The 26,510-nt window shown below is 28.6% G+C and carries 33 protein-coding genes and 1 other RNA gene; 6 read left to right on the top strand and 28 right to left on the bottom strand.

Annotated elements, in window-relative coordinates:
* The first annotated feature begins 348 nt into the window (after positions 1–348).
* Entirely contained in the window at positions 349–657 is a 309-nt protein-coding gene (locus CLPUN_RS17790; RefSeq protein ID WP_077848580.1) for a hypothetical protein, read from the top strand.
* A gap of 187 nt (positions 658–844) precedes the next feature.
* On the opposite strand, the gene CLPUN_RS17785 is transcribed toward CLPUN_RS17790, so the two are convergent.
* From CLPUN_RS17785 to CLPUN_RS17715, 17 genes are all read right to left on the bottom strand, one after another.
* Entirely contained in the window at positions 845–3,508 is a 2,664-nt protein-coding gene (locus tag CLPUN_RS17785) for a CHC2 zinc finger domain-containing protein (protein ID WP_077848585.1), read from the bottom strand.
* On the bottom strand, positions 3,492–3,734 hold the full coding sequence (locus tag CLPUN_RS17780) for a hypothetical protein (protein ID WP_242954172.1): 243 nt from the start codon (positions 3,732–3,734) through the stop codon (positions 3,492–3,494). The genes CLPUN_RS17785 and CLPUN_RS17780 overlap by 17 nt, the downstream gene beginning before the upstream one ends.
* On the bottom strand, positions 3,722–3,877 hold the full coding sequence (locus tag CLPUN_RS27745; protein WP_158078796.1) for a hypothetical protein: 156 nt from the start codon (positions 3,875–3,877) through the stop codon (positions 3,722–3,724). Before CLPUN_RS27745 ends, CLPUN_RS17780 begins: the two co-directional genes overlap by 13 nt.
* A gap of 5 nt (positions 3,878–3,882) precedes the next feature.
* On the bottom strand, positions 3,883–4,551 hold the full coding sequence (locus CLPUN_RS17775; protein ID WP_077848578.1) for an ERCC4 domain-containing protein: 669 nt from the start codon (positions 4,549–4,551) through the stop codon (positions 3,883–3,885).
* 13 nt (positions 4,552–4,564) lie between these two features.
* A complete protein-coding gene (locus tag CLPUN_RS17770; RefSeq protein WP_077848577.1) occupies positions 4,565–5,536 on the bottom strand; it encodes a sigma-70 family RNA polymerase sigma factor in 972 nt (323 codons plus the stop codon).
* A gap of 124 nt (positions 5,537–5,660) precedes the next feature.
* A complete protein-coding gene (locus CLPUN_RS17765) occupies positions 5,661–5,906 on the bottom strand; it encodes a sporulation transcriptional regulator SpoIIID (RefSeq protein ID WP_077848576.1) in 246 nt (81 codons plus the stop codon).
* A 5-nt stretch (positions 5,907–5,911) separates the two neighbouring features.
* Positions 5,912–6,565 carry an HD domain-containing protein gene (locus CLPUN_RS17760; RefSeq protein WP_077848575.1) on the bottom strand — a complete coding sequence of 218 codons (654 nt, stop codon included), beginning with the start codon at positions 6,563–6,565 and terminating at the stop codon, positions 5,912–5,914.
* Positions 6,566–6,610: 45 nt separating this feature from the next.
* The gene (locus CLPUN_RS17755) at positions 6,611–7,267 is read right to left on the bottom strand and encodes an ERF family protein (RefSeq protein ID WP_077848574.1); all 657 of its coding nucleotides are present in this window, start codon (positions 7,265–7,267) and stop codon (positions 6,611–6,613) included.
* Positions 7,260–7,478: a DUF1540 domain-containing protein gene (locus CLPUN_RS17750; protein WP_077848573.1), complete on the bottom strand. Its 219-nt coding sequence runs from the start codon at positions 7,476–7,478 to the stop codon at positions 7,260–7,262. The genes CLPUN_RS17755 and CLPUN_RS17750 overlap by 8 nt, the downstream gene beginning before the upstream one ends.
* 50 nt (positions 7,479–7,528) lie before the next feature.
* Positions 7,529–7,711, bottom strand: coding sequence for a hypothetical protein (locus CLPUN_RS17745; protein WP_077848572.1), 183 nt, complete (start codon positions 7,709–7,711; stop codon positions 7,529–7,531).
* A gap of 4 nt (positions 7,712–7,715) precedes the next feature.
* Positions 7,716–7,868: a DUF6906 family protein gene (locus CLPUN_RS27740; protein WP_158078795.1), complete on the bottom strand. Its 153-nt coding sequence runs from the start codon at positions 7,866–7,868 to the stop codon at positions 7,716–7,718.
* Entirely contained in the window at positions 7,865–8,305 is a 441-nt protein-coding gene (locus tag CLPUN_RS28825) for an aspartyl-phosphate phosphatase Spo0E family protein (RefSeq protein WP_077848571.1), read from the bottom strand. The genes CLPUN_RS27740 and CLPUN_RS28825 overlap by 4 nt, the downstream gene beginning before the upstream one ends.
* A 20-nt stretch (positions 8,306–8,325) precedes the next feature.
* Positions 8,326–8,727: a hypothetical protein gene (locus CLPUN_RS17735; protein WP_077848570.1), complete on the bottom strand. Its 402-nt coding sequence runs from the start codon at positions 8,725–8,727 to the stop codon at positions 8,326–8,328.
* Positions 8,727–9,710: a ParB N-terminal domain-containing protein gene (locus CLPUN_RS17730; protein ID WP_077848569.1), complete on the bottom strand. Its 984-nt coding sequence runs from the start codon at positions 9,708–9,710 to the stop codon at positions 8,727–8,729. Before CLPUN_RS17730 ends, CLPUN_RS17735 begins: the two co-directional genes overlap by 1 nt.
* A 105-nt stretch (positions 9,711–9,815) precedes the next feature.
* The gene (locus CLPUN_RS17725) at positions 9,816–10,022 is read right to left on the bottom strand and encodes a helix-turn-helix domain-containing protein (RefSeq protein WP_077848568.1); all 207 of its coding nucleotides are present in this window, start codon (positions 10,020–10,022) and stop codon (positions 9,816–9,818) included.
* Positions 10,023–10,051: 29 nt separating this feature from the next.
* Positions 10,052–10,807: a BRO-N domain-containing protein gene (locus tag CLPUN_RS17720; RefSeq protein WP_242954171.1), complete on the bottom strand. Its 756-nt coding sequence runs from the start codon at positions 10,805–10,807 to the stop codon at positions 10,052–10,054.
* A 14-nt stretch (positions 10,808–10,821) separates the two neighbouring features.
* Positions 10,822–11,022, bottom strand: coding sequence for a helix-turn-helix transcriptional regulator (locus tag CLPUN_RS17715; RefSeq protein ID WP_077848567.1), 201 nt, complete (start codon positions 11,020–11,022; stop codon positions 10,822–10,824).
* 182 nt (positions 11,023–11,204) lie between these two features.
* On the opposite strand from CLPUN_RS17715, the gene CLPUN_RS17710 reads away from it, so the two are divergent.
* The 4 genes from CLPUN_RS17710 to CLPUN_RS28815 all read left to right on the top strand — a co-directional run bounded on the left by CLPUN_RS17710 (position 11,205) and on the right by CLPUN_RS28815 (position 13,848).
* Entirely contained in the window at positions 11,205–12,110 is a 906-nt protein-coding gene (locus CLPUN_RS17710) for a helix-turn-helix domain-containing protein (RefSeq protein ID WP_077848566.1), read from the top strand.
* A 14-nt stretch (positions 12,111–12,124) separates the two neighbouring features.
* Positions 12,125–12,604, top strand: coding sequence for a hypothetical protein (locus CLPUN_RS17705; protein ID WP_077848565.1), 480 nt, complete (start codon positions 12,125–12,127; stop codon positions 12,602–12,604).
* An 84-nt stretch (positions 12,605–12,688) separates the two neighbouring features.
* Entirely contained in the window at positions 12,689–13,297 is a 609-nt protein-coding gene (locus tag CLPUN_RS28820) for an N-terminal phage integrase SAM-like domain-containing protein (RefSeq protein ID WP_242954170.1), read from the top strand.
* Positions 13,276–13,848, top strand: a complete 573-nt coding sequence (locus CLPUN_RS28815; RefSeq protein WP_242954175.1) for a tyrosine-type recombinase/integrase — start codon at positions 13,276–13,278, stop codon at positions 13,846–13,848. The genes CLPUN_RS28820 and CLPUN_RS28815 overlap by 22 nt, the downstream gene beginning before the upstream one ends.
* A gap of 97 nt (positions 13,849–13,945) precedes the next feature.
* Here the strand turns inward: CLPUN_RS28815 and rnpB are convergent.
* The 7 genes from rnpB to CLPUN_RS17665 form a co-directional block, all read right to left on the bottom strand.
* Positions 13,946–14,292: RNase P RNA component class A (gene rnpB / locus CLPUN_RS17695), an RNA gene on the bottom strand.
* Between the two features lie 294 nt (positions 14,293–14,586).
* Positions 14,587–14,886, bottom strand: coding sequence for a hypothetical protein (locus CLPUN_RS17690; protein ID WP_077848564.1), 300 nt, complete (start codon positions 14,884–14,886; stop codon positions 14,587–14,589).
* A 198-nt stretch (positions 14,887–15,084) separates the two neighbouring features.
* Positions 15,085–15,876 carry a Nif3-like dinuclear metal center hexameric protein gene (locus CLPUN_RS17685; protein ID WP_077848563.1) on the bottom strand — a complete coding sequence of 264 codons (792 nt, stop codon included), beginning with the start codon at positions 15,874–15,876 and terminating at the stop codon, positions 15,085–15,087.
* A 12-nt stretch (positions 15,877–15,888) separates the two neighbouring features.
* Positions 15,889–16,581 carry a tRNA (adenine(22)-N(1))-methyltransferase gene (locus tag CLPUN_RS17680; protein ID WP_077848562.1) on the bottom strand — a complete coding sequence of 231 codons (693 nt, stop codon included), beginning with the start codon at positions 16,579–16,581 and terminating at the stop codon, positions 15,889–15,891.
* Positions 16,582–16,914: 333 nt separating this feature from the next.
* Positions 16,915–18,048 (bottom strand): RNA polymerase sigma factor RpoD, encoded by a 1,134-nt coding sequence (rpoD, locus tag CLPUN_RS17675; RefSeq protein ID WP_077848561.1) that lies wholly within the window; start codon positions 18,046–18,048, stop codon positions 16,915–16,917.
* A gap of 4 nt (positions 18,049–18,052) precedes the next feature.
* Positions 18,053–19,837: a DNA primase gene (gene dnaG, locus CLPUN_RS17670; protein ID WP_077848560.1), complete on the bottom strand. Its 1,785-nt coding sequence runs from the start codon at positions 19,835–19,837 to the stop codon at positions 18,053–18,055.
* A gap of 227 nt (positions 19,838–20,064) precedes the next feature.
* Entirely contained in the window at positions 20,065–21,090 is a 1,026-nt protein-coding gene (locus CLPUN_RS17665; RefSeq protein WP_077848559.1) for a deoxyguanosinetriphosphate triphosphohydrolase, read from the bottom strand.
* Between the two features lie 265 nt (positions 21,091–21,355).
* Between CLPUN_RS17665 and CLPUN_RS17660 the strand changes: the two genes are divergently transcribed.
* Positions 21,356–22,423: a CotS family spore coat protein gene (locus tag CLPUN_RS17660; protein WP_077848558.1), complete on the top strand. Its 1,068-nt coding sequence runs from the start codon at positions 21,356–21,358 to the stop codon at positions 22,421–22,423.
* Positions 22,424–22,654: 231 nt separating this feature from the next.
* On the opposite strand, the gene CLPUN_RS17655 is transcribed toward CLPUN_RS17660, so the two are convergent.
* The 4 genes from CLPUN_RS17655 to CLPUN_RS27200 all read right to left on the bottom strand — a co-directional run bounded on the left by CLPUN_RS17655 (position 22,655) and on the right by CLPUN_RS27200 (position 26,431).
* Positions 22,655–23,893, bottom strand: a complete 1,239-nt coding sequence (locus tag CLPUN_RS17655) for a GNAT family N-acetyltransferase (protein WP_077848557.1) — start codon at positions 23,891–23,893, stop codon at positions 22,655–22,657.
* Between the two features lie 1,314 nt (positions 23,894–25,207).
* Positions 25,208–25,828 carry a class D sortase gene (locus tag CLPUN_RS17650; RefSeq protein WP_077848556.1) on the bottom strand — a complete coding sequence of 207 codons (621 nt, stop codon included), beginning with the start codon at positions 25,826–25,828 and terminating at the stop codon, positions 25,208–25,210.
* Between the two features lie 75 nt (positions 25,829–25,903).
* Positions 25,904–26,104: a hypothetical protein gene (locus CLPUN_RS27205; protein WP_143329080.1), complete on the bottom strand. Its 201-nt coding sequence runs from the start codon at positions 26,102–26,104 to the stop codon at positions 25,904–25,906.
* Positions 26,105–26,164: 60 nt separating this feature from the next.
* Positions 26,165–26,431, bottom strand: coding sequence for a hypothetical protein (locus tag CLPUN_RS27200; RefSeq protein WP_143329079.1), 267 nt, complete (start codon positions 26,429–26,431; stop codon positions 26,165–26,167).
* Between the last annotated feature and the right edge of the window lie 79 nt (positions 26,432–26,510).

Genomic DNA, 26,510 nt, shown 5'->3' with positions numbered 1-26,510 from the left:
ACATCCATCAAGTTCACCCTTTCTGCTAAATGTAATTATCTTTCCCTTATTAATTATAACATATTTTATAAGTACCGCATTATTCACTTTTCAAAGAACATCATTATTATTAGTTGCTACGCAAAATCTACAATCTTAGTATTATAAACTATTGTTCATTGTTTTCAACACCAATAGTAAGTGTTTTTGCTTTTCTAGACTGTACTCCTAATTCCATACTCTTAATAGTGGAACATTATATACGCATAGTAACTTTATTTAAAATATTTTTGTACTACTTGTATTGAAAAAACGAAAATAATGGCCTATAATTAAATGGTTATAAAATACATTTTTGGAGGTAAAAATATGAAAAGAAAAATTTTATCATTTTCTTTATGTTCGTTACTACTTTTAGTACCTGCAAACGTTACTGCATACGCTACTGATATTGCTATACCTAATACATCTAATATTAATGTTACTGTACCTCATATTAATATTAGTGTACCTCATATTACTACTTCGACTAGCTATGAGTGGAAAACAATAAAAGGGGTTAAAAAATACAGAACTGTAACTACTATGACAACAACTTATACTGATTATGAGACTGGTTTACCAAAGGGACATCCCCAAACTTCTATATTATATGGGCCATGGTTACCAGTGTATTAAACAGCTTTATTATTCAAGACTTCAAATATTGTTAATTGGCTAAGATATTTTTAGAATATTTCTGGAAGTTCTTAGTCTTTCTATCTGCTTAAATATAAAACTTCATTTACATTACGCTTTTTCAAAAATATTTTTACACTACATAAATTAGTTACTACGCAATTTACATACAATTCATTAGGAGCTTTTACACTCCTTTGAATACATTTTCTATAACTTTACTTTCTTCTTTGCCCATTTCTACCTGTTCTAATTCTCCGCTAGAACATATTGCAAATGCCTTAAGCTTTCGCATTTTCTCCAAATTGTATTGATCGTACCAAACCATATTTTTACCATTTGGGGCAGCAACTCCACTTTTAAGTCTTATTTGTTTCGCTGATGTTTCTTTTATATAACCCGACTTAGTTGCTTGTTTCTTGAAGTCTCTATCACTAAGAATATTTAATTGTGTATTGGTATTTTTAACATGAACCCTTAGCTGATTAAGCATTTCACTAGTCTTAATAAATAGACCCTCGTTACGCTCTTGTATAACATAATCAGTAAACATTGCTCGGCCATCTTCAACCATGTCGTTATATAAAAGCAACATTTGTTCTACTATTGATTTCGCCTCTTCTCCACCGTCAAGAATTTCCTCTTTGATATTATTTACAATGTATTTTTCATAGTTAATGATTTTATTAAGTCCATGTCTTTCCAGTAGAATATTAAATATCTCAATTCCGCAAGCAATATTTAAAGATGTTTGAAGTGATCTATCTTTTAATTCAACGAATTTAGGCATTAATTCCTTTCTCATATTGCCATATTGTTCTACTGAAATATTTAAAACTTCTTCTATTAATGACCGACCTAATTTATTAAGTAAATCCTGATGGTTTATTAGCCAAAATGTAGATTCTGTACTTTTTTCAGTTCGCTCATATTTGGATAAATATACAATGCAACTACGTGTTATTAAAGCCTTACTTTGACCAGGATAATTTTCCTCACCAGCAATTATGACCGGTCTCAGTGATACAAATTTTTTGAGTTTAAAATTTTTGTCCCCTCTAACCATTGGAGCTCTATCATAAGCATCTTTTAGGGGATTAATCATATCAGTGATTTTATTAGGATTCCATGTTGTTGGTGCAAATTCATCACATAACAATGGATAATTCCCCATAGATAAACTTTTAGGTAGACTAAATTGTTTTGCTGTTGTAAATGAAAACTTCTCGTTTTTATCTCCTTTTATTGGATAGTTAATAATTGGTGCTATAATTTTTTCTAATATAGTTGACTTACCTGTTTCTGCTTCACCTACCATAAGAAGATGATGTAAATTCAAATTGAGTGATATATTTTGATAGACTGCAAAATTGTTTACTGTAGTACCAATAATGCTTATGCTTTTCTCAGTGCCTGTGAATTTGAAAATATTATTCTTTATTTCTAATAATTCATCAGTTTTCAATTTTTCCTTACTAGCAACGAAAACATTAGTTTCATCTGCTGTAATGCTCAAATCGGTTTTATTTTCACTTATTGAACCATCTGCACATATAAAAGTTAATTTATCATCCTTCATTATAAATTTAGTGCCTGTATATACCTCTTTAGTTTCTAATGCAAAATATTGAGTAATCCACATTTTAAACCTAACCAAATCATTCATATTACCTTCAAAAGACAAATCCATACCCAACATATTTCTGAAAGTTCTAAGGTCATTGAATACTGTACTTTCTTTTATTTTTTCGTAGATTTTGCCATCGTTTCGAGATTTAAGCTTTAATCTTATAAATTCCGTCTCTTCATCCACATTCAGTACTTTGTCTGCCTCTAATAGCATGAAATCAGTTAAATTTATTCTTTTATCTTCTTTAGCTTTCTTATCATAAATCATTTTATAAACTCCAATCGGATCCTGTTGAAGCTCATCTTCATTTTTTAAATCTAAGCTTCTTCTAAAAGCATTTAATAAATCTTGCTTTGTATGCCCTGCATTTAACCAATCAGTAACGTCTTTATTGTTTCCTAGAGATTTAATATCAGGAAGATTTACAAATCTAAATTCCGTGGATATATCAAAAAATTCTTTGTGAACATGCCATTTATATTTATCTCCTGCAGTTCCTGTATCCCCTAAAACATAAATTCTTGGCTTAAATCCATTTTTTAATATATCTAAGCTAGTACATCCTTTTATAGATGTAGTTACATAGCTTATTCCCCTTAAAAGAGCATTTATATTATTGGCATCTTTTTCACCTTCAACTATAATTATTACTTTATCTCCTAAGCCTCTAAGAACGTTGTATAGATTATAGGGAACTTCTTCTATACCTTCTCTTTTGTTTATAATTTTATCTCCTTCAAAACGGTAGTATGAAGCTGCTTTTTTGCCATCTGGCTTTAAAAATTTTGCTTTATAATAAATAACTTCATTATGCCCATTTACAAATTCAAATAGGCCCAACAGCGTATACCCTTGCTTAAATTCAGTGTTTTTTATATCCCAATCTATACGATTTAAAACTTTCTCAAATTGTAATTCTCTTGGAGTTTTTTCAACCGCTATTCCTAGATATTCTCTAGCTTTTTTATAATCAAGATTTCTGTAATTCTGTATAAAGTCAATAACATCACCATGAGCATCACATCCACCAAAACATTTATAACGCCATTTATTATCATCTGGATAAAACTTAATTCCAAAAGAAGGTGTTTTTTCATGATGAAATGGGCAACAAATTTTATTTTCCCTATTAAATTTCTGCCCTGTTTCCCTTTCAATAAGTTCCTTTAAATCTATTTCAGTCAATTCCAAACTCTTACACCTCCTATGCTTTAAATCCATTAATAAGTTCATCATGGGTCATTGATTGCCCTGTATATTCCTCTATTTCAATTATTAATCCACTTAGATCAATAATTATTTCATAAAAACCATAAAGCGGAGTTTTGCCTTTGAATTCTTTTTTAATACACTCTTTAAGTGTATGAGTTTTAAAGTATTCTTCCGCTTTTTTATTTCTTTCTAATAAAAAATTGTATCTCTTCCTAAGTTCAATTAACTGATCCATGATATTCTCCTATTCTTCCCCTTCTGATGTAGTGCTTTTTTATTCCCAGTTCTCCTTGTCACTACATATTTGACTTTAGTAGTTCTTAATCTTTTCTTTGTATTTTCTAGTGCTTGGTCCATTATTTCTTTTACTGTTCGCAATGGATTCACCCCTCACTAAGTAGTTCCTCATTATCGGGTATTTCTTCTATAAAACCTTTATGAACTAATATATTTCTAACCTCGTAGTATACCCTTCCATGTATTTTAACGCCCATATATTTTTTAGCTATTGGTACAATTGCTGTATTGGCTTCTGCTTGTAATCCTTCGATTCTTGAATTCAGAGTAGATGGCGCATAATCTGCTCTATAATTTTTTCCCCATATATTTTCTATAAAATTTTCATCCTCTATGAATATAAGGAATTTTATATTGTATCTATTTAGATTAGCTAGTTCATGCTTAATTCTTATATAATCGCTTTTAAGAACCTTCTCTAAATATTTCACACCGAGCAAATCAATAATTTCCTGTTTAATCTCATTGATATTAGTCTTTTTGTCTTTCAGATTCATAGCTAATTCATCTATGCAAAATTTACGCTCAATTATTATTTCATCTGTGAAATAAATATCTCTTAATTGCCCCTTAAAAGTTCCTGCAGGCAACATAGCCGAATAATCTCCGTAGTCAAGTTTTTGAACTTTAAATTTAATTTTATTCTTAGCAAACCAACTTGTTATATGGAAATTCTCCTGTTCTCTTGTATCCACTAAAATAACTATATTTTTTAATAATTTATCAACCTCAGTTTTAGTAAATCTATATCTCACCTTTTTCACCTTCTTATCCAATGCATGTACTTAATTCCTTAAGCTCTGCAATAAAATTTAAAATATCTTCTTTTTTTAATGATATATTCCCAACATTAAAATTTATATTTATAAATGAATCATCTATTTTATATTCTCCAATAGAACCTTTATAAAATTTAACCTCTTGTAATAAAGGCTTGCTAGCTTCTTGAATATTGCTGCCTTTATCTGCTTCTGAACTTGCTTTAGCTTTTCGTCCTAAATAATCCTTACTATATTTTCTTACATCCCATTCATCTAGATAAACTCTTATAGTACCAGGACTTAAATTGTATTTCTTAGCTATAATTTCTATTCCCTTAGCTTTTGTTCCATATTGTTTAACACCTGAAATCAACTCATTTTTTGTAATTTTTGCTATTGGCATAGTATTTTCCCCCTCCATTGTTTCTTTTATTTTCAATAACGCTTTTTTATATATCCTTGAAACAGATGATTCTGATAAATTTAATTTTTTTGAAATCTCACATTGAGTTTTACCATTAAGAGCTACTGACTCAACAATATATTTATCTTTTTCAGGAAGATTTGATATTGAATTTCTTAATTCATCACATTGAATTTTACTAATTGCTTTTTCTTCATAGTTAATATCATCACTAATTATGTCTATAAGCTCTAAACTATCATCCTCATTATTATTAAAGGATGCATTTAAACTAAAATTATTGGAATGCTTTTTATTTTTTCTATGATAAATCTTAATTTCATTATTGATAATTCTGACCAAATAAGTGGTAAATAGAATATCCTTAGTTACTTCGTAAGTATTGTAAGCTTTTAGAAATCCGATAGAAGCAACTTGTTGCAAGTCTTCAATATCATATTGCCTAATCCATGATTGACAGATTTTATATATAAATTTTTTAAACTGTTTATATGCTTCATCTAAAGACATTTCTTTTATCTCATTTTTTAATTTAATTTGCTTTTTATCACCCATGCTTCACCCCGCATGTTATAAAATATGAGGGGGTGGAAGTCCCCTCATTTTTTGCAGTAACCTAAATCAACATTAACAATTCGTAATCCCTGCTATGCTAATACGTTCCTAGTCCTGCAAGCCTTTAATTGCCCAATATTTTCCTTGTGGCCATTCCTCCACGTATATGTCTTTCTGCCTTGTTAGTTTGTAATATTTTATTAACCATTGTGTGAAGCTCTGGAGCAACTATTTTAAGTCTTTCTGTTAAATCTTTATAGGTAGTAGATTTACTTACATAAAATTGTTTTGCTACAGCTCGTACAGTGACTTTGCTTTGAATCATGTAATTTGCTTCTTCTTTTACCCTTTCTTCTATAAACTCACGCATCACAATCACCTACCTAAATTCATTTTTTGCTGCACTTGACCTTTAGCAACTTCTACTTGGTCAATGTGATCTTCAAATATATTGCTTGCTTCTAAGTCTGCAGTATGCAAACATGCTCCTGATTTGTGCATATTCCATGCAGCACTTATAGCATTATAGTTATCTTTGTTCTCATATCCACCCATATGCCAGCGAATACCGAACATTTCTTCCTTTAAAAGCCTTATATAACAACTAAGCATTATTACCGACTTTTCACCATGTCCCATAGGGAACTGGTCATTGACTTTATATGCATCAATTTTTCTCCAAAATTCTTTTCTATTTTTATTTTCTGGATCTATATTGACATTCTTTGAGTAAGTTTCATAGAAATTAGCTTTACATATGTCATGCAGCAAAGCCATTATTTTTATAGAATCCTCACTTAAACCTAGATCGTACCTTGTATTCTTTTCATTAAATAAGTTATAAACATTTAAACTATGCTCACAAAGTCCACCCTCATAATTACCGTGGTATACTGTGCTCGCTGGAGCACTAAAGAAATCGCTCCAATTTTCCAGCCAATCAATTAATTTATCTATTCCTGGTCTATTTACTCCCTTTAAAAGAGCTAAAAATTTTTCTTTATTTTGTTGAATTTTATTCGACACTATTTAAATCCTCCATTTTCACACTTGCATAGCTCAATTTGCTTTATTTTAATCATTTATAGAACCTCCAGTTATAGGTTGATCGCTATTTTTACCATAAACCTCAACTTTCTTTTTATTTAAAGCATCCATTATTACTGGTAAGTTCTTAACCGTTATTTGTTCAACAGACATGGCATGAGCATAACTTAAAAATTCCATTCTGTTGATTTTTAAATCTTTTATCATACCTTCTATAGTTTTAACTGCAACTTTATCGATAAATGCATTACCTCCTGCATTACTAGCATCATTTCCATCATCATCTTCACCAGTATTCAGATTAAGTATTGCTTGATAACTATAACGTCTTAAATATGAAATTAGACTTCCTGCTGCTTGTGGATCTTGAGCAACTTCGTATTGTCCGCCTTTGACCATCCTTTGAGGTGTCATAAATATTGGATTTCCTTCAATAAACTCACCTGATTCATGTAATAGTATTGTTTGAACTCCAATCTCTCCTGAATCTTTAGTTAATGGAAATTGCATTACTGATAAACCGTTGGTCTGTAATATTGGTCTAGTTATTTCAATAAGCTTATCCAACGTAACATATTCACTCTTAAACTGAGGATTTTTTTTATCCTTACTAATAGCTGAAACTTTACCATTAAACTTTATTAATGCCACTGCTAAATTAGCTATACTTTCACTTTTATTCAATTTCATTCACTCCTTTATTAAAATCCTTAGAATCAACTTCTCTTCCGTTCTCACACATCCAAAAAGAATCATATTTATAACTGCTACACTTTAATCCTTCTAACTCTTCGTTATCTTCTTCATAATCAAAACTTTTAAGCTCTATTACTTCAGCTCTACATATTCCATCTTTATAATTTCTACATGCTTTCCATTCACATTTAACTAGCAACTTGCATTCCTCCACTCATGTGTTATAATGTACTTAATTTCATTGCTTAGTTACCTTGGACTATCTTGGTCGGTGTCCTTGGTAGCTTTTTTATTTTTCTTGCCACATTGTCCATAATCATCAGTGGCAATAATAAATGCTTCAATAACTATTTTAGGCTTATCATTCTTTATGCAAGCATAATCGCCTTCACCGATATAGACACATTCGTCGCAATTCTCACATTTATTCAAGCTATTACCTCCTAACTTCCTCAGTTTGTCCAGTTTCTTTATTGTAAATAAACAAAATATCCGAAGTATTCTTTACTGCCAAGTAAGATTTAGCTTCATATCCTTTTGATGTAATGAACTCTTTTTGCTTTCTAGTTAACTTCTTAAAATTTTTCATAATTTTGACCTCATTTCTGCCACTATAAAGGAATCTAATTTCTGACTTATTTCAATAGTTATCTCAGACTCTTTTCCATTTTCTAAAATGCTAAGATGCATCTTTTCCCTTAATTCATCAATAGCCTGTTCAAGTATTGATTTATTTAAATCACAAGCTTTAAACTTAACCATGATACCTTCTCTTTTAGGATATTCTAATTCCTCAATTTCTATAGTTTCAGCTTCCACATAGTAGTTCTGAGTACCTGGAGTAATCATATTGACCTTTACGCCTTGAATCTGTAGTATTTTGGCTAAATCTTCACCGCAAGTAATCTCATTATTACCTTCAATTGTTGTTATTAAAGAATCAACTTCTTTCTCATTTAGCTCTGTTTCAATATCAACATACTTAAGCGTGTTTCTAGTTTCATCAACTGATAATCTGTATTTCACTCTCTAACGCCTCCTTGAATTTATGAATTTTTAACTTCTTTAAATGATATTTGCCCTGAAAGTTCTTCTTTTCTTCTTTGAATTTTTTTCTTAGAAATATTTAACCCTTCATACTGGCTATTTAAGTGATCTTCTATACCTCGCAATGCTTCTAAATCCTTAGTAGTTTCTATGTTTACATATTTTGATTCACCATTTTTGCTTTTAATACTGAAACATTTTCTTGTACCTTTATCATCACGATAGGTTGCCATTAGGTTGTTCGCTGTCCTTCTCAGTGCCTGCTCTCTAAGCTTTCTGATGTTAAATATATAATGAGGTCTTAATAACTCAATTACAGCCTCTGTTGTAATTTCTCCGTTTAGTTCATCCATTTGCTCGAGTATTTTTTCTTTAGCCTTCTTTTCTAAAACCTGACTCATTATTTTTTCACCCCTTTAAAGTAATTTTGAATTGATATTAATTTTTGAATTGCAGTCGTTATACCTTCTAACTCGATATTAATCATTTCCTCAGAATCGACCACACAATTCCACGCCTTTAAACTTTCTTCATCTGTATAAAGTAAATTTATTTTGTGTATGGCATCTTGATATTTTTTTGAATGTTTAACACATTCGTTAAATTGATCTGTAGTTAAATTGTTAAAGTCCTCAATTCCAAAAATATGAGTTTCTTTAGGTTTTCTAAACTTATCTAATACAACTGCATTCTCAGGAAGATCTTTTTCAATTTCCTCTAGCTTCTTTTTTTCTTCCTGCTCTTGCTTTTCTTTTTCCAATTGTTCCTGGTACTCTTTTTCATATTCAACATTCTTTTTTTCTGCCTCTATAGCTGACTTGGTAAGAACATAAGCACTATTAATTGTCATGTCTCCCTTTTTTACTTGCTGTTTAATTTCTTCTGGAGCTTTCTCTTCAATAACTTCAACCTTATGAATTGTATCTTCTGAAACTCCTGCTATTTTAGCTATTTCTTTTCTAGTGTTTACTGGCTCAATCGCCTTTGATGATTTCATCAAACCCGATTTAGCATTTTCACTTTTTTTGTCTCCACCAACTACTGATAAATTTTCTTTAGCTTTAGCTTCTATTACAGGTTTAAATTTCAATGCTATTTGTGCTAACTCATATTTAGTTAAATTTCTTCTATTCTTTTGATTCATCCAAGCCCATTCCATAGCCTCGAGCCTGTCTTTAAATTCCATCTCAACTATATCAAATTGGATATTGTTTCTTGTACATATGTCATGCCTGTGATGTCCATCTATCAAAATGTTATTCCAGACAGTTAATGAGTTTATACATCCATTTTTAACTATGTCTTTTTCGAGTTCTTCTTTTTGTTCCTCTGATAATGGAGGCAACAAATCTTTAAATTCATTGTCAATTATTAAATCATTCATTTTTATAATTTCCTCACTTCCTATCTTTTTTTATTTCTCTTCCCAATTCCTCACCTTAGCCTCTAGTGGTGTGTGGTTTATTTCTAGAGCTTGACTAATAATAAATTACGATAGTTCTAATTCTTTAACATTGTTTAAATCTGAATAATCTTTTCCACTTGCATTTATAATAAATCTTTCTAATTCTAAAGATGTTATCTTAAGAGCTCCAAGTTTTAATGCCTGCAAATGTCCTGCTTTTATAAGCTTATAAGTATCAGATACATTCATTTTTAACTTTTTAGATGTTTCTTTTATTGTATATAACTCCACACTTTTAACCCTCTTTCTATTTCAATAAATTATTTATAATTGGGAATAAGTACGACAGCTCTTATTGGATTGCTTTTGCCGCTTATTCGTATTTGGACTGTTCTAGCTTTGCTAGGCTTGTGATATATTAATTTATATTCATCAAGTAATCTTAGAGCTTCATAGCTAGTCAATCCATATTTACTAAAGTACTTATACAGCTTAATCCTATCTACTGCTATTCCATATGGAATTTTCCTTAAAATAACATTATCTTTAGCTAAAAACTCATCGAGTATAGACTTAATATCTAATGTAAAATCGACTATTTTTCTTCTGGAAAGCCTCTTTGATTCATCTACTGGTATTAGTTTTAATAATCCTGCAACTGCTTCGTTTTTATACTCATCCTCTCTTAAAGTTTCTATTACAGCCATTATTCTTTCTTTTGTAATTTTATTAGAATTATAACAACCTGTTTTTCTAATTGATGGTAATACCTCATCAGTTACCCAGTCTTGAAACTTTTCAGCTTCTTCCTTTTTAGATTTAAATATTATCTTATATACTCCGCTTTCTGTTAAAAACTTCTCTCCCGCATTATTCAATTTTCGGAAGTCCTTTTCTCGGACATCTGAATTTCTTAATAAAATAGCTTGCCTAGAATTCATATTTGCTAAATGATTCCTCACAGCACTTTCAGTCAATTCTAAACATTGTCCACAGTGATATGGATTAAATAATACTTGTCCATTCAGTTCAAAAACTTCAACTTGTTTGTTTTCAAAAATCATTAAATTGTTCATTGAACGCCCTCCTTCTAATTTACTAATCCTAAAATTTTGTATATTTCTTCTATAGTACATTGGTATAATTGGCTCATTTTTAAAATCAATGTTTTAGATGGTTGTCTATAGCCTGTCTCAATTTTATAGAGCATACTTTTGCTAATACCTAGTTTGTTACAAGCACTTTCTGTATCTAATTGACTTTTTATTCGTATTTCCCTTATTTTACTCATCGTTTTTGTCCCCCCCTTGTAGTCATAATAGCACGTTATGTGTCATTATAAAACTATAATCATATCACATATTGTGTCATTTAGGTTAAATATCTTTCACATAATGTGTCATTCTTAGTTTTTCTTAATATTTCGTTGACTTTAACACAAAATGTGTTATTATTATTTTGAGGTGACAATAAATGTATGGAGAACGAATTAAATTGTTAAGAAAAGATTATAAAACAACGCAAGCTGATCTTGCTGAACATTTAGGTTTCAAAGGTCCTTCTGCTATAGGTATGGTTGAAAGAAATGAGCGTGAACTTTCTTTTGAAATGCTTAGCAAGATTGCTACTTATTTTCACGTTTCAACAGATTATCTAATTGGTAAAACAGAGATGGTAGTTTGTCCTGAATGTGGGAGTATGTATTCACCACTTTATATTGAATCTTGTGAGGAACATGAAATAACACATAATAACTATCTAAATTTTAAAGAAAAAAATAAACTACTTGATTATTACGATATTGAAAAAATTAAAGAAGAATGTAGGCTGATTTTTAAATCAAAAGATTTAAGTTCTGATAAAAAATATAATACCGCTTTAGAATATTTTAAATGTTATTTTACTCGAAGTGTTGTAGCTTCTGATTATTCCCCTAATCATGTAAATTTTAATGATTTTGTAGCAATGCTATTAAATCAAAAAAGAGGTCTTGCAAAATCAATCCCCATAGACATATTCAATATTTTAGTTAGTCAATTTGGGAAAAAAGATGGTATTCCAGATGGCGAATCATATGGTCCACTCAAGATAATTAATCGTGAAAATACAAAAGAAGAAGTAATATTATTATCTAATTATGAGATATTAAATGATACAGGCAAAGAAAAACTAATTGAATACAGCAATGATTTAATTGAAACACCCAAATATGTAGAAAAAACTAAAGTCATAGATTTAATTACTGCAACTAAAGAAAAACTTGAAGCTAAACCTCATTTAATGCCAATAGCTTCACATGATAAAGAAGGTAATTTTACTGCTGAAGATTATAAGCATGACGATGATATTATGAATGATGATGATTTCTGGAACAAATAACAAAGGGTGATTTTATGACAGCTTATGAAAAGTTATTGCATGAAGCTTATAGCTTAGGCTTGATAGTAAAAGAAGTAAATTTATTAACTAGAAAAGGGCGTTGCGTTGGTAATAGAATTGCTATTGATACAAATATTCAAACTGATGCTGAAAAGGCTTGTATTCTTAGAGAAGAAATTGCACATTATAAAACTACGGTTGGAGATATAAGTGACCAAACAAAAATTGAAAATAGAAAAAAAGAGCTGATTGCTCGCAGATATGGATATAAATTTATATTAGATCCATTGGACATAGTTTACGCAATGAAATTGGGTTGCAGTAATATATACGAAATAGCCGATTTTTATGAATTAACTATAGAAGAAATTACCAATATCATTGATAATTTTAAGAAACAGTATGGTATTGGTAAAAGATTCGATGAATATTTTATTGCGTTTGAACCTACTTTCGCTTTTATTAAAATGTTTGCTGATGAAAATGTTTGCTGAAATTGCTAATATCCAGTTTAATACTGGTTTATTTTATAAATATAAAAAGAACAAATATTCGCATTATAAAAAGGAGTGATTTTTATGCGTGGAAGTATACGCAAAAGAGGTAATGTATGGTATTATCGTTACCGAGAAAATGATAAATTAATTGAGAAAAGAGGTGGCTCTAAAGAAGAAGCTGAAAGAAAATTAAATGAAGTTTTATATAGAATAAATAATGGATATATTTCTGATTCAGATATACTGTTAAAAGATTATATGATTATGTGGTTGGAGGATTATATAAAAAGTGAAAAAAGCGAAAACACTTATAATAAATATATGCAAACAATAAATAAATATATAGACCCTATGATAGGAGCTATTAAGCTTAGCGATCTTAAAGTAATTCATATTGAAAAATTTATTAGAGATCTGAAGAAAGTAAAAGTCAATACAAATAATTTAATTTCTCCAACCTCTGTACAGAGTTATTATGGAATTTTAAGAGCAGCGCTTAATAAAGCAGTGAAATTACAGCTAATAAATAATAATCCTTGTAAATTCGTTGATACTCCAAAACGTGCAAAATTTAAAGCCAATGTACTTACTATTGAAGAATTAAAACTTATCTATGTGAAAGTTAATTCTAATTCATATGAAGATTATATATTTAGACTTGCTTTAATATTACATCTGAAACTGGATTAAGACGTGGCGAATTATGTGGTTTAGATTTAGATAATCATATTGATACAGAAAAACAAATATTAAAAGTTCGTCAAGCTTTAATAAGAGTTGAAAATACTTATGTCTTATCTGATAAATTAAAAACTGATTCATCCTATAGAACACTTCCAATAAGTAGCGCCCTTTGTGCCAAAATTGAAAATCATAAAAAAGTTTTAAAAAAGAATAAAATAAAATATGGAGAATTCTATATAAAGAATAAGTTTAATAACAAATATCCTAACCTTTTAATGGTACAAGAAAATGGTAAATTTATAATACCTTCAAGCTTATTACAACGTATAAAAAGATTAATGAAATATTGTAAAATTGAAAAAAACATACGCTGGCATGATTTAAGACATACTAATGCAACTTTATTATTAGAAGGTGGTGTAAGTATGAAAGTTCTTCAAGAAAGATTAGGTCATTCCTTAATGCAAACTACCAGTGACATTTATGCGCACGTTACTGATAATTTAAATAGAGAAGCCACTGAAACCATTTCAAATATTTTAGATTTAACAAAATAATAAATTTATATTAAAGTAAAAGTACTTCTTTGTTTATTATGTGGGCAAATTGTGGGCAAAGCAATATTTATATACCGCTTAGCCATTCATTTACCTAGTTGCGAGACAAGCCGTAAGCCGAGTTCTGTATTAAGCAATCATCTATCTAGGTCTACCGTTGCCAGCAGACTCAAGCGACGCACCCAGAGGCGGGACGGGCAGCCCCTTAATGCCTCTCTATTCGGTCTTGCTCCAAGTGGGGTTTACATAGCCGTGAAGTCTCCATCACGCTGGTGAGCTCTTACCATCACCTTTCCACCCTTACCTAAGTAAACTTAGGCGGTATATCTCTGTTGCACTTTCCTTCAAGTCGCCTTGACTGGACGTTATCCAGCACCCTGCCCTATGGAGCTCGGACTTTCCTCTCCTAGATCTAAGTCTAGCAGCGATTGCATGTCTTACTCGCAAGATATATCTTAACATACTTTTTTTAAATATACAAATAAATCTTTAATTAAATTAATACTATAACATAAATTTAAATCCTCAATTGTAGATTTTTAACTTATATTCTAAAGTAACATTTTTTCAATTATATATATTTCATGTCAATTTTATTAATATAAATTCTATTAAATTTGCTGGAGCTTAATAGAATTTATATTAACTTTCAATAATTTAACCATTAAACTTTCACCTATTACTGATAATTTAATAATTAAAGTTCAACTATCCCTTATTAATTATAATATATAGTACTTATATCAAAATAAATATTATTGCTAATAAAAGTACTATTATTACTCCATATAAACTTACTCCGCAAAATAATAAAGTCAAAATAATTATTCCAGCAACAATTAATTTAGGATAAAACAAAGCTAAAAGTGTTGATCTGCCAAAGCCAAATGGAGTACATCCATTGGGTCTTCCAAAGCATTTGGAATTTCTACCTCTAAAAAAGCCTTTGAATGCTCTTCTACCATGTTTAAATATGTTTTTAAAATCTTTTTTTAAATCGTCTCCAGCCTCATTAGTAAAATCATCATCTCTGCTCATAACTTACTCTCAAAATATTATTACTGTATAAGTATATGCATCTCTCTTATATTTTATTTACTTAACGCTTAATATATGGGTTAGAATAATGATTTTATATTTAAGTAATTATAGCACTAAATCCAAATAGTAATTTTAAATTCTTTACCTAACCATCTATAGAAGTACTTAATTAAATATTTCTTCTCTTTTTGATGCTTAAACAAATTCATAAGGATCTTCACTCTTCTTTGATGCTATAAATTCTACCTCCTTAAACTTCTCTTTTAAAAATTCTAAAGTTTTTAAGAACACAATATATTCCGTTGAAAAATGCCCTGCATCTATGATGCTTACACCCATTTCTTTAAAATCTGATGCAAAATGATAAGTTGTATCCCCTGTTATTATACAATCTGCTCCAAGACTTTTTGCTTTATAAAAGAAATCTTGACCACTGCCATTTATTATTGCTAGCACTTTTATTTTTTCATTCCCTCTAACAATTCTCATATTTTTTATGTTTAATTTTTCTTTCACAAGGTTTACCATATCTAAAAATAACATTTCTTTTTCTAACTTTACTATTCTTCCGATTCCACCATCTTTATAGTTTCCAGATTCATTAGTTTCAATTATTTTACTTGAATTGAAACCAAGCATATTCACTATTGTCTCATTAATACCATTTTTAGCACTATCCAAATTAGTATGACATGAATAAAGAGCTATATCTTCTTTAATTAAAGTAATGATTTTATCTCCAATGAGATCTCCCTTAACTATACTGCTAGGTCTTTTAAATAATAATGGATGATGATTAATAATTAAATCACAATTAAGTTTAACAGCCTCTTTAATTACTTCATTTGTACAATCTAAAGATAATAAAACTTTCTTTACTTCTTTTTGTCCATCTCCAACCATTAACCCAACATTATCATAATCTTCTTTCAAAAATTTGGGAGCAAACTCTTCAATTTTCCTTGATATTTCCATTACTTTAGCCATTTTCTTCACCACCTAAAAATTTTTCAATAATTTATGTAATTTTTGATTTTTTTCTTTTAATTCATTTTTGCGTTCTATTGCATGTTTAGTATTATCTATAATAAATTCCATAACTTTTTCATTCTTTTCTATCTTATTTTCTATATACGCTTTAAATAAAAGAGATTTTTTATTTAAAATTGTTGGACTTATTTCATAAAATATATCTTCTAATGCTATATAATCTCCTGCCTTATATTTTACTTTAAATATCTCATAATATTTACCTTCGTCTAAGCAGATATCTTCATCTAAAATCTCATAATCATTAGTATATAGGTATTTTCTTAAAACTTCTGGATTTTGAGCTGGTTGAAGTATCAAGTAATTTAAATTTTTAACTTTGTATAAATCATTTTCTAATATATCTCTAATTAAATTACCACCCATTCCAGCAATTATTACTGCATTAGCTTCTTTATTTTTTAAAGGAGCTAATCCGCCTCCTAATCTTAAATCTATTTTATCTAAAAACCCATCTAATGATGCATTTATTTTTGCTTTCTTCAAAGGTTCTTTATTTATATCTGAAGCAATAACTTTTTCAGCAATATTATTTTTAACTAAATAAATTGGTATGTAACCATGATCTGTTCCAACATCCATTATAACTTCAGCTTTATCAAGTTTTTCTATTATCCAATTTAATCTTTTACTTAATTCCATTCTTGACCTCTTTTCTAAATTACTAACTTTACTCACAATTGCGTCTTAAGTAAGTTCAATTAACTAAATCATAAATTTCTATATGGGAAGTTCATACTTCTCAATAAATTCATTATGTAAAAGTTCTAAATCAAAGATTTCAACAGAGAAAGTTCTTGTTTTCAAATATAAAATGCTCGAAGGAAAGTTCAAATAACGAAATGCAAAATTCCTATTCTCCTTTTAGTCCTTTCCTTTTAAAATCTCACTTACTCACAGAGTAAGTTTGACTAACAAAATCGTAGATTTTGAGTCTTACTTAAAAGAAAGCACCTAAATATAGGTGCTTAACTCTTAATCTAAATAATCTTTTAATTTTTTACTTCTTGATGGGTGTCTTAACTTTCTTAAAGCTTTCGCTTCAATTTGTCTAATTCTTTCTCTTGTAACATTGAATTCTTTTCCTACTTCTTCAAGCGTTCTAGCTCTTCCATCATCAAGTCCAAATCTTAATCTTAATACTTTTTCTTCTCTAGGCGTTAATGTATCTAATACACTAATCAATTGTTCCTTAAGCATTGTAAATGCAGCTGCTTCTGCTGGAGCTGGTGCTTCATCATCTGGAATGAAGTCTCCTAAATGAGAGTCTTCTTCTTCACCTATTGGTGTTTCTAGTGAAACTGGTTCTTGTGCAATTTTTTGAATTTCACGAACCTTATCTACTGGTAATTCCATAACCTTTGAAATTTCTTCTGGGAATGGATCTCTACCTAATTCTTGTAATAATTGTCTTTGTACTCTTATAAGTTTATTTATGGTTTCTACCATATGAACTGGTATTCTAATTGTCCTAGCTTGATCTGCAATAGCTCTTGTTATTGCTTGCCTAATCCACCAAGTCGCATAAGTTGAAAATTTATATCCTTTTCTGTAATCAAATTTTTCAACAGCTTTAATAAGACCTAAATTTCCCTCTTGAATCAAATCTAAGAATAACATACCTCTTCCAACATATCTTTTAGCTATACTTACAACTAACCTTAAATTTGCTTCAGCTAATTTCTTCTTAGCTTTTTGATTTCCTTCTTCTATTTCTTTCGCATAAGTTATTTCTTGTTCAGAAGACAATAGTGGTACTTTCCCAATTTCTTTTAAATACATTCTAACAGGGTCATCAATAGCGATTCCTTCAGGTACTGATAAATCTATTTCTTCTTGTTCAGTTTCACTTTCACTGACTTCACCTATAATTTCAACACCCGTCATTTCAAAAACTTCATATATCTTTTCTATTTGCTCTGGGCTTAAATCAATATGATCTATTGCCTCCATAATTTCCTTATATGTTAACGAACCATTCTTTTTACCTTTATCTATTAACTCCTTAACCGCCATCATCTTACTGTTCTTATCTTTTTTATCGTCCTTTGGCTTTACTGATTTTCCATTCGCTTTTTGTTCCATATTATTATTGCCTCCTTCCGTCATAACCTTAAACCTCTCTCTCAACCTTTTTCAACATATCTGATAATTTAGTAAGCTCCATTGCAATTCTTATAGATTCTTCAATTTCCCCTTTTTGTTCAAATCTATTTTGCATTTTTCTTAAATCTTCAATTTCTAATTTAAGCTTAAAGCTTCTAATTTCCTTTATATAATCTTTAATCAATCTATCTTTGTCAGTAACAGCTAAAACTTCATGTTCTTTAATTTTAATTAATTCCTTAGAACTTTCTATATCATTGCATCTGTTTTCTACATAAGATATTATATTATTAGTATCTGCTTTTTTTCCTTGCAATATTAATGAATAAATTTTATTATGTGGCTCTATTATGAAATCACCTAAATTTATAACACTTTTAAGTTCCTCATGAAATTCATCCTTAAGCATCAATTTAAGTAAAGCTCTTTCAGCTTTTAAATATCCTGGTTCTACATATAATTTTGTTCCAGTATATTCCTTTTTATTCATAAAATTATCTTCTTTTTGTTTTTTTGCCATTTCTTGTGACAACAAATCGTATAATGCCTGTTCTTTAATAGATGTTTCTTCTGATATTTTTTTTATATAAACATCTTTTTCCACTGGATTCAAATCTACCAAAATATCTGCAAATTTTTCTCCATATTTGACCAAGTCATTTCCATCTTTAAGATTTATTCCATCTGCTACTTTTTTAATTTTGTATTCAATCAGTGGTAATGCTTCTTTTGTTAACCTTAAAAATGCTTCTTTTCCATTATTTCTTACAAATTCATCTGGATCTTTACCTTCTGGTACCGTTAATACTTTTACGTCAAATCCAGCATTTCTTAAAATTTCAAGTCCTCGAAGAGTAGCAGTTTGACCTGCCAAATCTGCATCATAAGAAATCATCACTTTACTTACATATCTTTTGAGAAGCCTTGCTTGATTTACAGTAAGTGCAGTTCCAAGAGATGCTACAGCATTAGTTATTCCATATTGATGAAGTGCTATTAAATCCATATAACCTTCAACTATAATAACATAGTCTTCTTCTAATCCATTCTTAACTGCAAAATTTAATCCGTAAAGATTAATTCCTTTTTGAAAAATCATTGTTTCAGGTGAATTTAAATATTTTGGTTTTGAATCATCTAAAACCCTGCCTCCAAAGCCAATAACTTTTCCTTTAACGTCAAATACCGGAAACATAACTCTATTTCTAAATCTGTCATATATATTTCCAGTTTTTTCATTTTTAGAAATTAATCCAGCTTCTAATAATAAATCGTCTTTATATCCCTTTGTTCTTAAGAAATTTATTATTCCTTTCCAGCTATCATGAGCGTATCCTAGACCAAATCTCTTTATAGTATCTTCTCGCATTCCACGTTTTAAAAAATATCCCTTTGCTGTTTTAAAACTTTGTAAATTAGCAAAATAATATCTGGCTGCATCTACATTTATCTTGTATAGAAGCTCTTTTTTCTTTGAAACTCTACTATTATCCTGACCTTCAATCTGTAATGGAATACTAGCTTTATCAGCTAAATACTTTGCAGCCTCTAAAAACGTAAATTTCTTATATTTCATAATAAATGTAAGTACATTACCTGCTTCTCCGCACGAAAAACATTTATATATTTGCTTTTCACTAGAAACGCTAAATGATGGAGATTTATCATTATGAAATGGACATAATCCCATATAATTTTTTCCTGATTTTTTTAACCTTACATTTTCTGAAATAATATCAACAATGTCATTTTGTTCTTTTATTTTCTCTATTACTTCTTCTGGTATCTGCAAGGAGACATCTCCTCCCTACTGCTTTTTTTCAACAATTATATAATATTCGACATATTAATGAATTTTCCTTCTAAATTTTTAATAAATTTAAAATAGTTTTTATTTTAATTTTCTCGAAATAATATTTAGTTGAATTGCACTATTATTAATAATTCTTTATTTTATTTTGAAATCCTCTTTTTTATTTTAATTTTCTCTTGCTAATTCTTAATGATTTTACCAACTAATTAATCTATTACTACTTTAGGCACAAATATCTTATTAAATAACAATAAGCAATAATCATCACTCATTCCAGCAATGAAATCAGCCACACCTCTTTTTAAGTTTTCCTCTTTGGCTATTCCTAAATAAAATTCTGGCATTTGCTCTGGATTTTCCTCAAAATACTTTATTAATTGTTCTAATATGAACTTTGCTTTATTTCTCTCAGCCTTTAATGTATCTCCCAAATATATATTTTTAAACATAAATTCTCTAAGTTCTCTCATTGCACAATCAATTTCTTTACTTAATCCAATTTCTCTTATGCCATTATTAATATTATTAGTTGAAGTCTTCACGAAATCTTTTATTAAAATATCTAATCTTTGGGTGGAATTATCTCCAAGCATCTTAACAATCTCTATTGGAATTTCTTCTTTACTTAGTAATCCTGCTCTTATAGAATCATCTATATCGTGATTTAAATAAGCCATTTTATCACTAAACTTAACTACAATTCCCTCTAAGGTAATTATATCCTCTGTAGTTCCAAGTCCACTATGATTTAATATTCCATTAATTACCTCTTCGGTTAAATTAAGACCTTCACCGTTATTTTCAAGTTTTGTAACTACTCTTACGCTTTGCTCATTATGACGAAATCCACCATTTAAATATTCATTTAATACTTCTTCTCCATTATGTGCAAAAGCAACATGCCCTAAGTCATGACCAAGTGCAATTGCCTCAATTAAATTTTCATTTAATCCAATTCCAATCCCAATATTTCTAGCAACTTGAGATACTTCTAAAGTATGAGTCAATCTAGTTCTATAATGATCGCCAAAAGTTTTTATATATACCTGTGTTTTATGTTTAAGGCGCCTAAATGATTTGCTTTGAATAATTCTATCTCTATCAAGCATATAGCAGGTTCTAATATCATCCTCTTCTTCTACAACTTTCCTTCCAATAGATTTTTTAGAAAAAGCTGCTTCTTTTATTAATGTCAAGCTTTCAAAATCTTGAATTTTTTCTCTCACATTCATATATTATCACCTCTTTCTATCTATTCTATATTTATCATCATATTCCTCTATTTATTAGCTATCTTTATTATTTGCAAATTATCAAAAAATAATATCCTTTATATATAAAATTTTATATTTTTTATGCAAGTCTTTAGTCTTTAAGTATATTACTAAAATTATTTTAATATTATTTAATAAATAAAGATTTTTTCTCTTCAGGTTTTGTATCTAAAATTAATTTTATCCTGTGATGAAATAATCGTTTAAATAAAGGAGTGTGTTTATGAGCATTGAAGTTTTACCTTTACGCGAATGTAATCTTTCCCCTGAAATTATAAAACTAAACGTTTTGCCATATTATAATCTGCAAAATGCTAAAGTTTCATTAATAAAATTTAAAGATACTAATAAACAAAGAGCTGTATACAAAATAGATTTTAAAGAAAAAAGTTATTGTTTAAAAAAAGTTTATTATTCTATAAACGATTTATTATTTGTATATTCAGCTATTGAATGGCTATATAGAAATAATATTAGGGCACCTAAACTTTTACCAACTATTGATAATAATAGATTTGTATCTTATGAAGATATGCTTTTTATACTAACACCTTGGATTAATGGAGAAAAGTGTAGTTTTGATAATATTAATCATGTTATGCTGTCTGTAAAAAAACTTTCTACTATACATTCAGTATCTCACAGCTTTAAACCTATTTTAGGAAGTTCTATAAAAGAAGGCTTTGATGATTATTACATATTAACTTTAAAACATTTTGAAAATTTGCTTCAATCATCAAATGAAGCTTTTAAATATAAAGATACCTTTTCAAGGCATTTTATTTCAACCTTTGATATCAATTTAAATCTTGCAAAAATATCTTTAGATATATCTAATAAAATTAACAACAATAATTTGAGCAAATCCTTATGCCATGGGGATTTCGTAAATAAAAATTTAATATTTCCAAATGATTTAGATCCTTGGCTAATAGATTTTGATAAATGTAAAATAGATTACTCAGCAAAAGATTTAGGATATTTTATGCGTAGATTGCTTAAGCGTGAAAATACTAAATGGAATATTGATTTAGCTTTATCTTTATTAAAAACTTATGATGAAATATCTCCTTTAACAGAATGTGATTTAAGATATTTAGTTTCATATATTTGTTTCCCACAAAAGTACTGGAAAATCTCAAAAGATTACTATAAGAATATTCACAAATGCAATAAATCTGCTTTTTTATCATTGCTTTTAAAAGCTACTTCTAAAGCAAACCTTCAATATGATTTTGCCTTAAGCATAATAAATGCAGTTGAAAAAAACTTTAAGATAACTTTGCTTTAATTATCACTAACCATTGCATAGCAAAAGATATTATACAAAAAAGACCTCACTGAACTTTAAATTTAATGAGGCCTTTTTCTATATTTTAATTTTACTAGATTTCTTCTGCTGCTATAAAAAATAACGATCTGCTTTTTCCGTTTACGAAGCATTTCTCTTAGCACCCATTTTTTTTACAATCAATCAATATTATTCACAAATCATTTTTTCATATATAGCCCTTCTGTTAAATTAAAAATAATCTGAAAAGTAAGGTTTTTCTACTGGAATTAGTTGTTCTAGAATTCGCAACATATAATATTCTGTTTGTATTCTTCCACATTCATATAAAAATGTTGGGCGCTTGTATCCCATAAGCATAGTAGTTAACGTCTGAATATCCATTTCCACTAAATTAGCAGCATGAGTTTCATCAGTTTTTTCACAAAAAGTTTCATCATCATTCCAGTAAACGTTGAAAACTCCATCGTTCCATTCAGCTATAGAATCATTTATTTTAAAATTAAGATTTAATTTTTGTGATTTTACCAAAAAAGAATACTTTAAAATAAATTCTTGTACATTTATAATTCTTGCCATAAAGTATGGCTCAATGTTCTCAATTATTTCACTATCCTCAAATAAAAAAGCCATCGGCTCTCCAGAGTAATTATTGCCTTTTACTACATTTACCATAGAATAATGCGCACTTATATAATTCCAAATTCCATAACGAGCCTCACTATTTAAATAAATCATTTCTTTAATATAAAATATATCATTCCTAATATTGTAGATTAGATATCCAAGAGGCTTATGATTTTTATTATAATAAATAGCAGCAGTAATATCCTCACTCTCCCAACGCCAATATTCATCCCAAGCCAGTTCATCACGAATCATTGATCCATGGCGTTGCATAGAAAAATAATCATGAACATTTAAAAGATCTTCACAATCCAAGCTTACACGTTCCATCATTCCTGCCACATTCCTCATTTTAGGAAGCTGAGAATCTTTTATTGTAAAAGTAATCTTATCAGAAATTATTTCCCATCCATGTTTTCTATAAAGAGGAATTGAGTAAGGATATAAAAAAGAAATAGATTGTCCTTCTTCGTGCATATGCATAATGACATGCTTGATTAATGAATTGATTAAGCCTTTTCCTGTATACTCTGGATAGGTAGCAACTCCAGTGATTCCACCCATATTACAAATGTTATCATGAATATTTACTTTCATAGAGTATAATACAATCATTGAAGCTAGTTTGCCTTTGTAAAACCATCCCAGTACATAAGCATTTTTAAGAATAGGCATTTTGGCATGCATAATTTGTTCTTCTGTCCAACCAGTATGTAGAAGGTCTTCCATTGTTATTTGAAAAGCATAACGTAAAAGTCCATTAAATTGTTCTAAATCATCTTCTGTTAATTTTCTCATTTTAAAATCACCATATATTTCAATGAACTTTTTTTTCTCTTCCATAAATCCTCCTGCTCATATATACCATGACATAAAAAACATATTAGAAATTATTACTTGCTTTTAAAAATATATCTTAAAATTCTTGATATAATTGGTTTAATAAGTCTCTACTCATATATTCTTTCTATATATCATTATAACTCTTTAGGCTCTTCCTAGTCAATTTTCACCATTTGACAAAAAGTAATAATATTGAATAATTTGCTAACTGTATACATTTACTAGCTACACCTAAAAAAACTATTCTTATCTAAAACTATGTTTTTATACTACACATATGATTAATTAAATTTTAATATATATAAGTTCTAATTAAGAAAGTTCATAATTTAGTTGGTTGTCTTATCCAATCACTCTAATATAGAAATTAAATCTTAATGAACAAAATTTTTTAGAACATATATACATTAGATTTCTATAATGATATAGATCAAATTTTTAAAAAATGCTTAAATTATTCTTAAGTTAAATTAGGCACAAAATATATTTAAACCTTTAAAAAAGTAATGATAAAAAGAATATTATAAGTTAGTTTGGTTCAGGCATATTTGATGAAAATAATAGATTCGTTGCAATTGAAGCTGAATATTCATTGGAAAATTCAGAAAACGCTTATATGACTTCAAGCAGAGATGGAAATAATACTTCTTAGAGTCACCTACAATCAGAAACCAATGTCAGAACAAGATTTGCTAAACATGTTGATAAACCAGAAATTTTGTAGAAAAATCCAGAAGATGCACCTGCAATGTATTATAGAAGTAATATTAATTGTTGAGGAAATTATCATGTTTGGATGTTAATCAAGCATCACAATAATCAATCCGATTCTTGTTACTTGTCCCTTGACGGCAATTTAAGATCTTTATCAGGGCAGTTTGGCAAAAGTAATCTTCATACTTACAATACTGCACAAGTATATTAGTGGTGTTTAATATCTGATTGGGAAACATCACATCAAGTGAACATGCATTTTCAATATTTGCAATAAAGTCATAGCTTAGAATTGACATAATTTATTTGACTATAGGTGATGAAACCATCTGTGGATGCTAAGTGGGAGGACTCTATGATAAATTATATAAACCATCTGCGCGTAGATCTAAATATGAGCTTACTTATGATATAAATTTAATACTAAATGAATTGAATTTATATAAAGATAAAATATGTTCGCTCGCAGATGGTAGCAAATACTTATTATAAGTTTGATTCTAAATGAGGAACCCTATATTGATATAATTATATATATTATTAGCATTAATATTAATTAATATGTCTAAATTAATTTAATATTTCAATGTTGTTTAGTGGTTATTCTAATGCTCCTTTAACTATTAATCTATGAGTTGCTATTCTTATTGGTGTGCATGTTATTAAAGTTATTTCTGAATCATCTGTTTGATTTAATACTGATACTTCTTCTGGCTCTACAACTTTAATATTAGTAACCTTGTATTTATATTCTTTATTATTAGCATTAACTATTATTTCGTCTCCACTACTTATTTGATCTAGTCTATTAAAAAACTGCCCATAATTATAGCTTCTATGACCTATTAAACAAAAATTTCCTTTTTCACCTGGAAGTGCAGTTTCTTGAAAGTGTCCTACTGAATATTTTAAAATTTCATTATCAACACCTTGACCAATTGCAACTTTTAAATCAATTTTAGGTATACTAAGTACTCCAATTGTATTTTCTAATTTACTATCTTTAGGTTCATCTTTAACAGCTTCATTTTGATAAACATTATTAGTTCCTTCACTTTTATTGAATTCTGAATCTTCTTTTTGCATATTCAATATATAATTATTATAATCATCTATTAGCTTTTTTTGTTTATAAACTGTAGTTAATTTTATTGTAATAGCTGACATTATAATAATACATCCAAAGAATATAAATATTTTATCCAAGTTTTTTTTTATCATGTTTATTCTCCTATAGAATATTTAAAGGATTATTAAAATTAATAAACTTAAATTAATAATTGTTAATTATGATTTCTATAACTTCATAATTCTCTCTTCCTCAAGATTTATAATTCCTTCTGGAGTATGAGCGGAAACATATACTGTTGGATTGTTTCTAATAAACTCTCTAACCTTTTCAAGAGACGATTTAGCAGCTTCTTTATCTTCAAATACAACAGATAATTTATTTTCTATAAGTGCAGCATATGTATAAGTACCATCTCCATGTATCATATAGAATAGATTATCTTTTTCTACAATTATAATACTATTTCCAGCAGTATGTCCTGGTGCTCAAATTAAGTATACTCCATCTATAATTTTTTCACTAAGTTCAAAATTATGATATTTACCACTATTAAATTCTACTCGTACTATATTATCTCTACTTAACTTTATGGCGTCAGCTTCTGCTGATGAAAGATAAATTTTTTGTTCCTTTTTAGGTAGTGTATCTGGAGTTTCTTTGGGAACTCCTGTATCAATTAATATTATTTCTGATCCTATATCTATAAGATAATTTTGAAGATTAGATGGATAAGTTTTAGATGAAATTTCCATACCTTATTTCTCCTCCCAATAACACTAATATAATTTTATATTTAAAAAGAGCAATACACTAATAATTGTTTTAGTGTAT

It is taken from the genome of Clostridium puniceum (assembly GCF_002006345.1).
In the GTDB taxonomy this organism is placed as follows: Bacteria; Bacillota; Clostridia; order Clostridiales; family Clostridiaceae; genus Clostridium; species Clostridium puniceum.
The sequence above is the reverse complement of the archived record's forward strand: the minus strand, read 5'-3'. Positions and strand labels throughout refer to the sequence as shown.

Coding starts and splice junctions, on each gene's coding strand:
- CLPUN_RS17790 (WP_077848580.1), top strand. CDS start 349: ATGAAAAGAAAAATTTTATCATTTTCTTTATGTTCGTTACTACTTTTA.
- CLPUN_RS17785 (WP_077848585.1), bottom strand. CDS start 3,508: ATGGATTTAAAGCATAGGAGGTGTAAGAGTTTGGAATTGACTGAAATA.
- CLPUN_RS17780 (WP_242954172.1), bottom strand. CDS start 3,734: ATGGATCAGTTAATTGAACTTAGGAAGAGATACAATTTTTTATTAGAA.
- CLPUN_RS17770 (WP_077848577.1), bottom strand. CDS start 5,536: ATGGGTGATAAAAAGCAAATTAAATTAAAAAATGAGATAAAAGAAATG.
- CLPUN_RS17765 (WP_077848576.1), bottom strand. CDS start 5,906: ATGCGTGAGTTTATAGAAGAAAGGGTAAAAGAAGAAGCAAATTACATG.
- CLPUN_RS27740 (WP_158078795.1), bottom strand. CDS start 7,868: ATGAAAAATTTTAAGAAGTTAACTAGAAAGCAAAAAGAGTTCATTACA.
- CLPUN_RS17735 (WP_077848570.1), bottom strand. CDS start 8,727: ATGAGTCAGGTTTTAGAAAAGAAGGCTAAAGAAAAAATACTCGAGCAA.
- CLPUN_RS17730 (WP_077848569.1), bottom strand. CDS start 9,710: ATGAATGATTTAATAATTGACAATGAATTTAAAGATTTGTTGCCTCCA.
- CLPUN_RS17720 (WP_242954171.1), bottom strand. CDS start 10,807: ATGAACAATTTAATGATTTTTGAAAACAAACAAGTTGAAGTTTTTGAA.
- CLPUN_RS17715 (WP_077848567.1), bottom strand. CDS start 11,022: ATGAGTAAAATAAGGGAAATACGAATAAAAAGTCAATTAGATACAGAA.
- CLPUN_RS17710 (WP_077848566.1), top strand. CDS start 11,205: ATGTATGGAGAACGAATTAAATTGTTAAGAAAAGATTATAAAACAACG.
- CLPUN_RS17705 (WP_077848565.1), top strand. CDS start 12,125: ATGACAGCTTATGAAAAGTTATTGCATGAAGCTTATAGCTTAGGCTTG.
- CLPUN_RS28820 (WP_242954170.1), top strand. CDS start 12,689: ATGCGTGGAAGTATACGCAAAAGAGGTAATGTATGGTATTATCGTTAC.
- CLPUN_RS17690 (WP_077848564.1), bottom strand. CDS start 14,886: ATGAGCAGAGATGATGATTTTACTAATGAGGCTGGAGACGATTTAAAA.
- CLPUN_RS17685 (WP_077848563.1), bottom strand. CDS start 15,876: ATGGCTAAAGTAATGGAAATATCAAGGAAAATTGAAGAGTTTGCTCCC.
- CLPUN_RS17680 (WP_077848562.1), bottom strand. CDS start 16,581: ATGGAATTAAGTAAAAGATTAAATTGGATAATAGAAAAACTTGATAAA.
- rpoD (WP_077848561.1), bottom strand. CDS start 18,048: ATGACGGAAGGAGGCAATAATAATATGGAACAAAAAGCGAATGGAAAA.
- CLPUN_RS17665 (WP_077848559.1), bottom strand. CDS start 21,090: ATGAATGTGAGAGAAAAAATTCAAGATTTTGAAAGCTTGACATTAATA.
- CLPUN_RS17660 (WP_077848558.1), top strand. CDS start 21,356: ATGAGCATTGAAGTTTTACCTTTACGCGAATGTAATCTTTCCCCTGAA.
- CLPUN_RS17655 (WP_077848557.1), bottom strand. CDS start 23,893: ATGGAAGAGAAAAAAAAGTTCATTGAAATATATGGTGATTTTAAAATG.
- CLPUN_RS17650 (WP_077848556.1), bottom strand. CDS start 25,828: ATGATAAAAAAAAACTTGGATAAAATATTTATATTCTTTGGATGTATT.
- CLPUN_RS27205 (WP_143329080.1), bottom strand. CDS start 26,104: ATGATACATGGAGATGGTACTTATACATATGCTGCACTTATAGAAAAT.
- CLPUN_RS27200 (WP_143329079.1), bottom strand. CDS start 26,431: ATGGAAATTTCATCTAAAACTTATCCATCTAATCTTCAAAATTATCTT.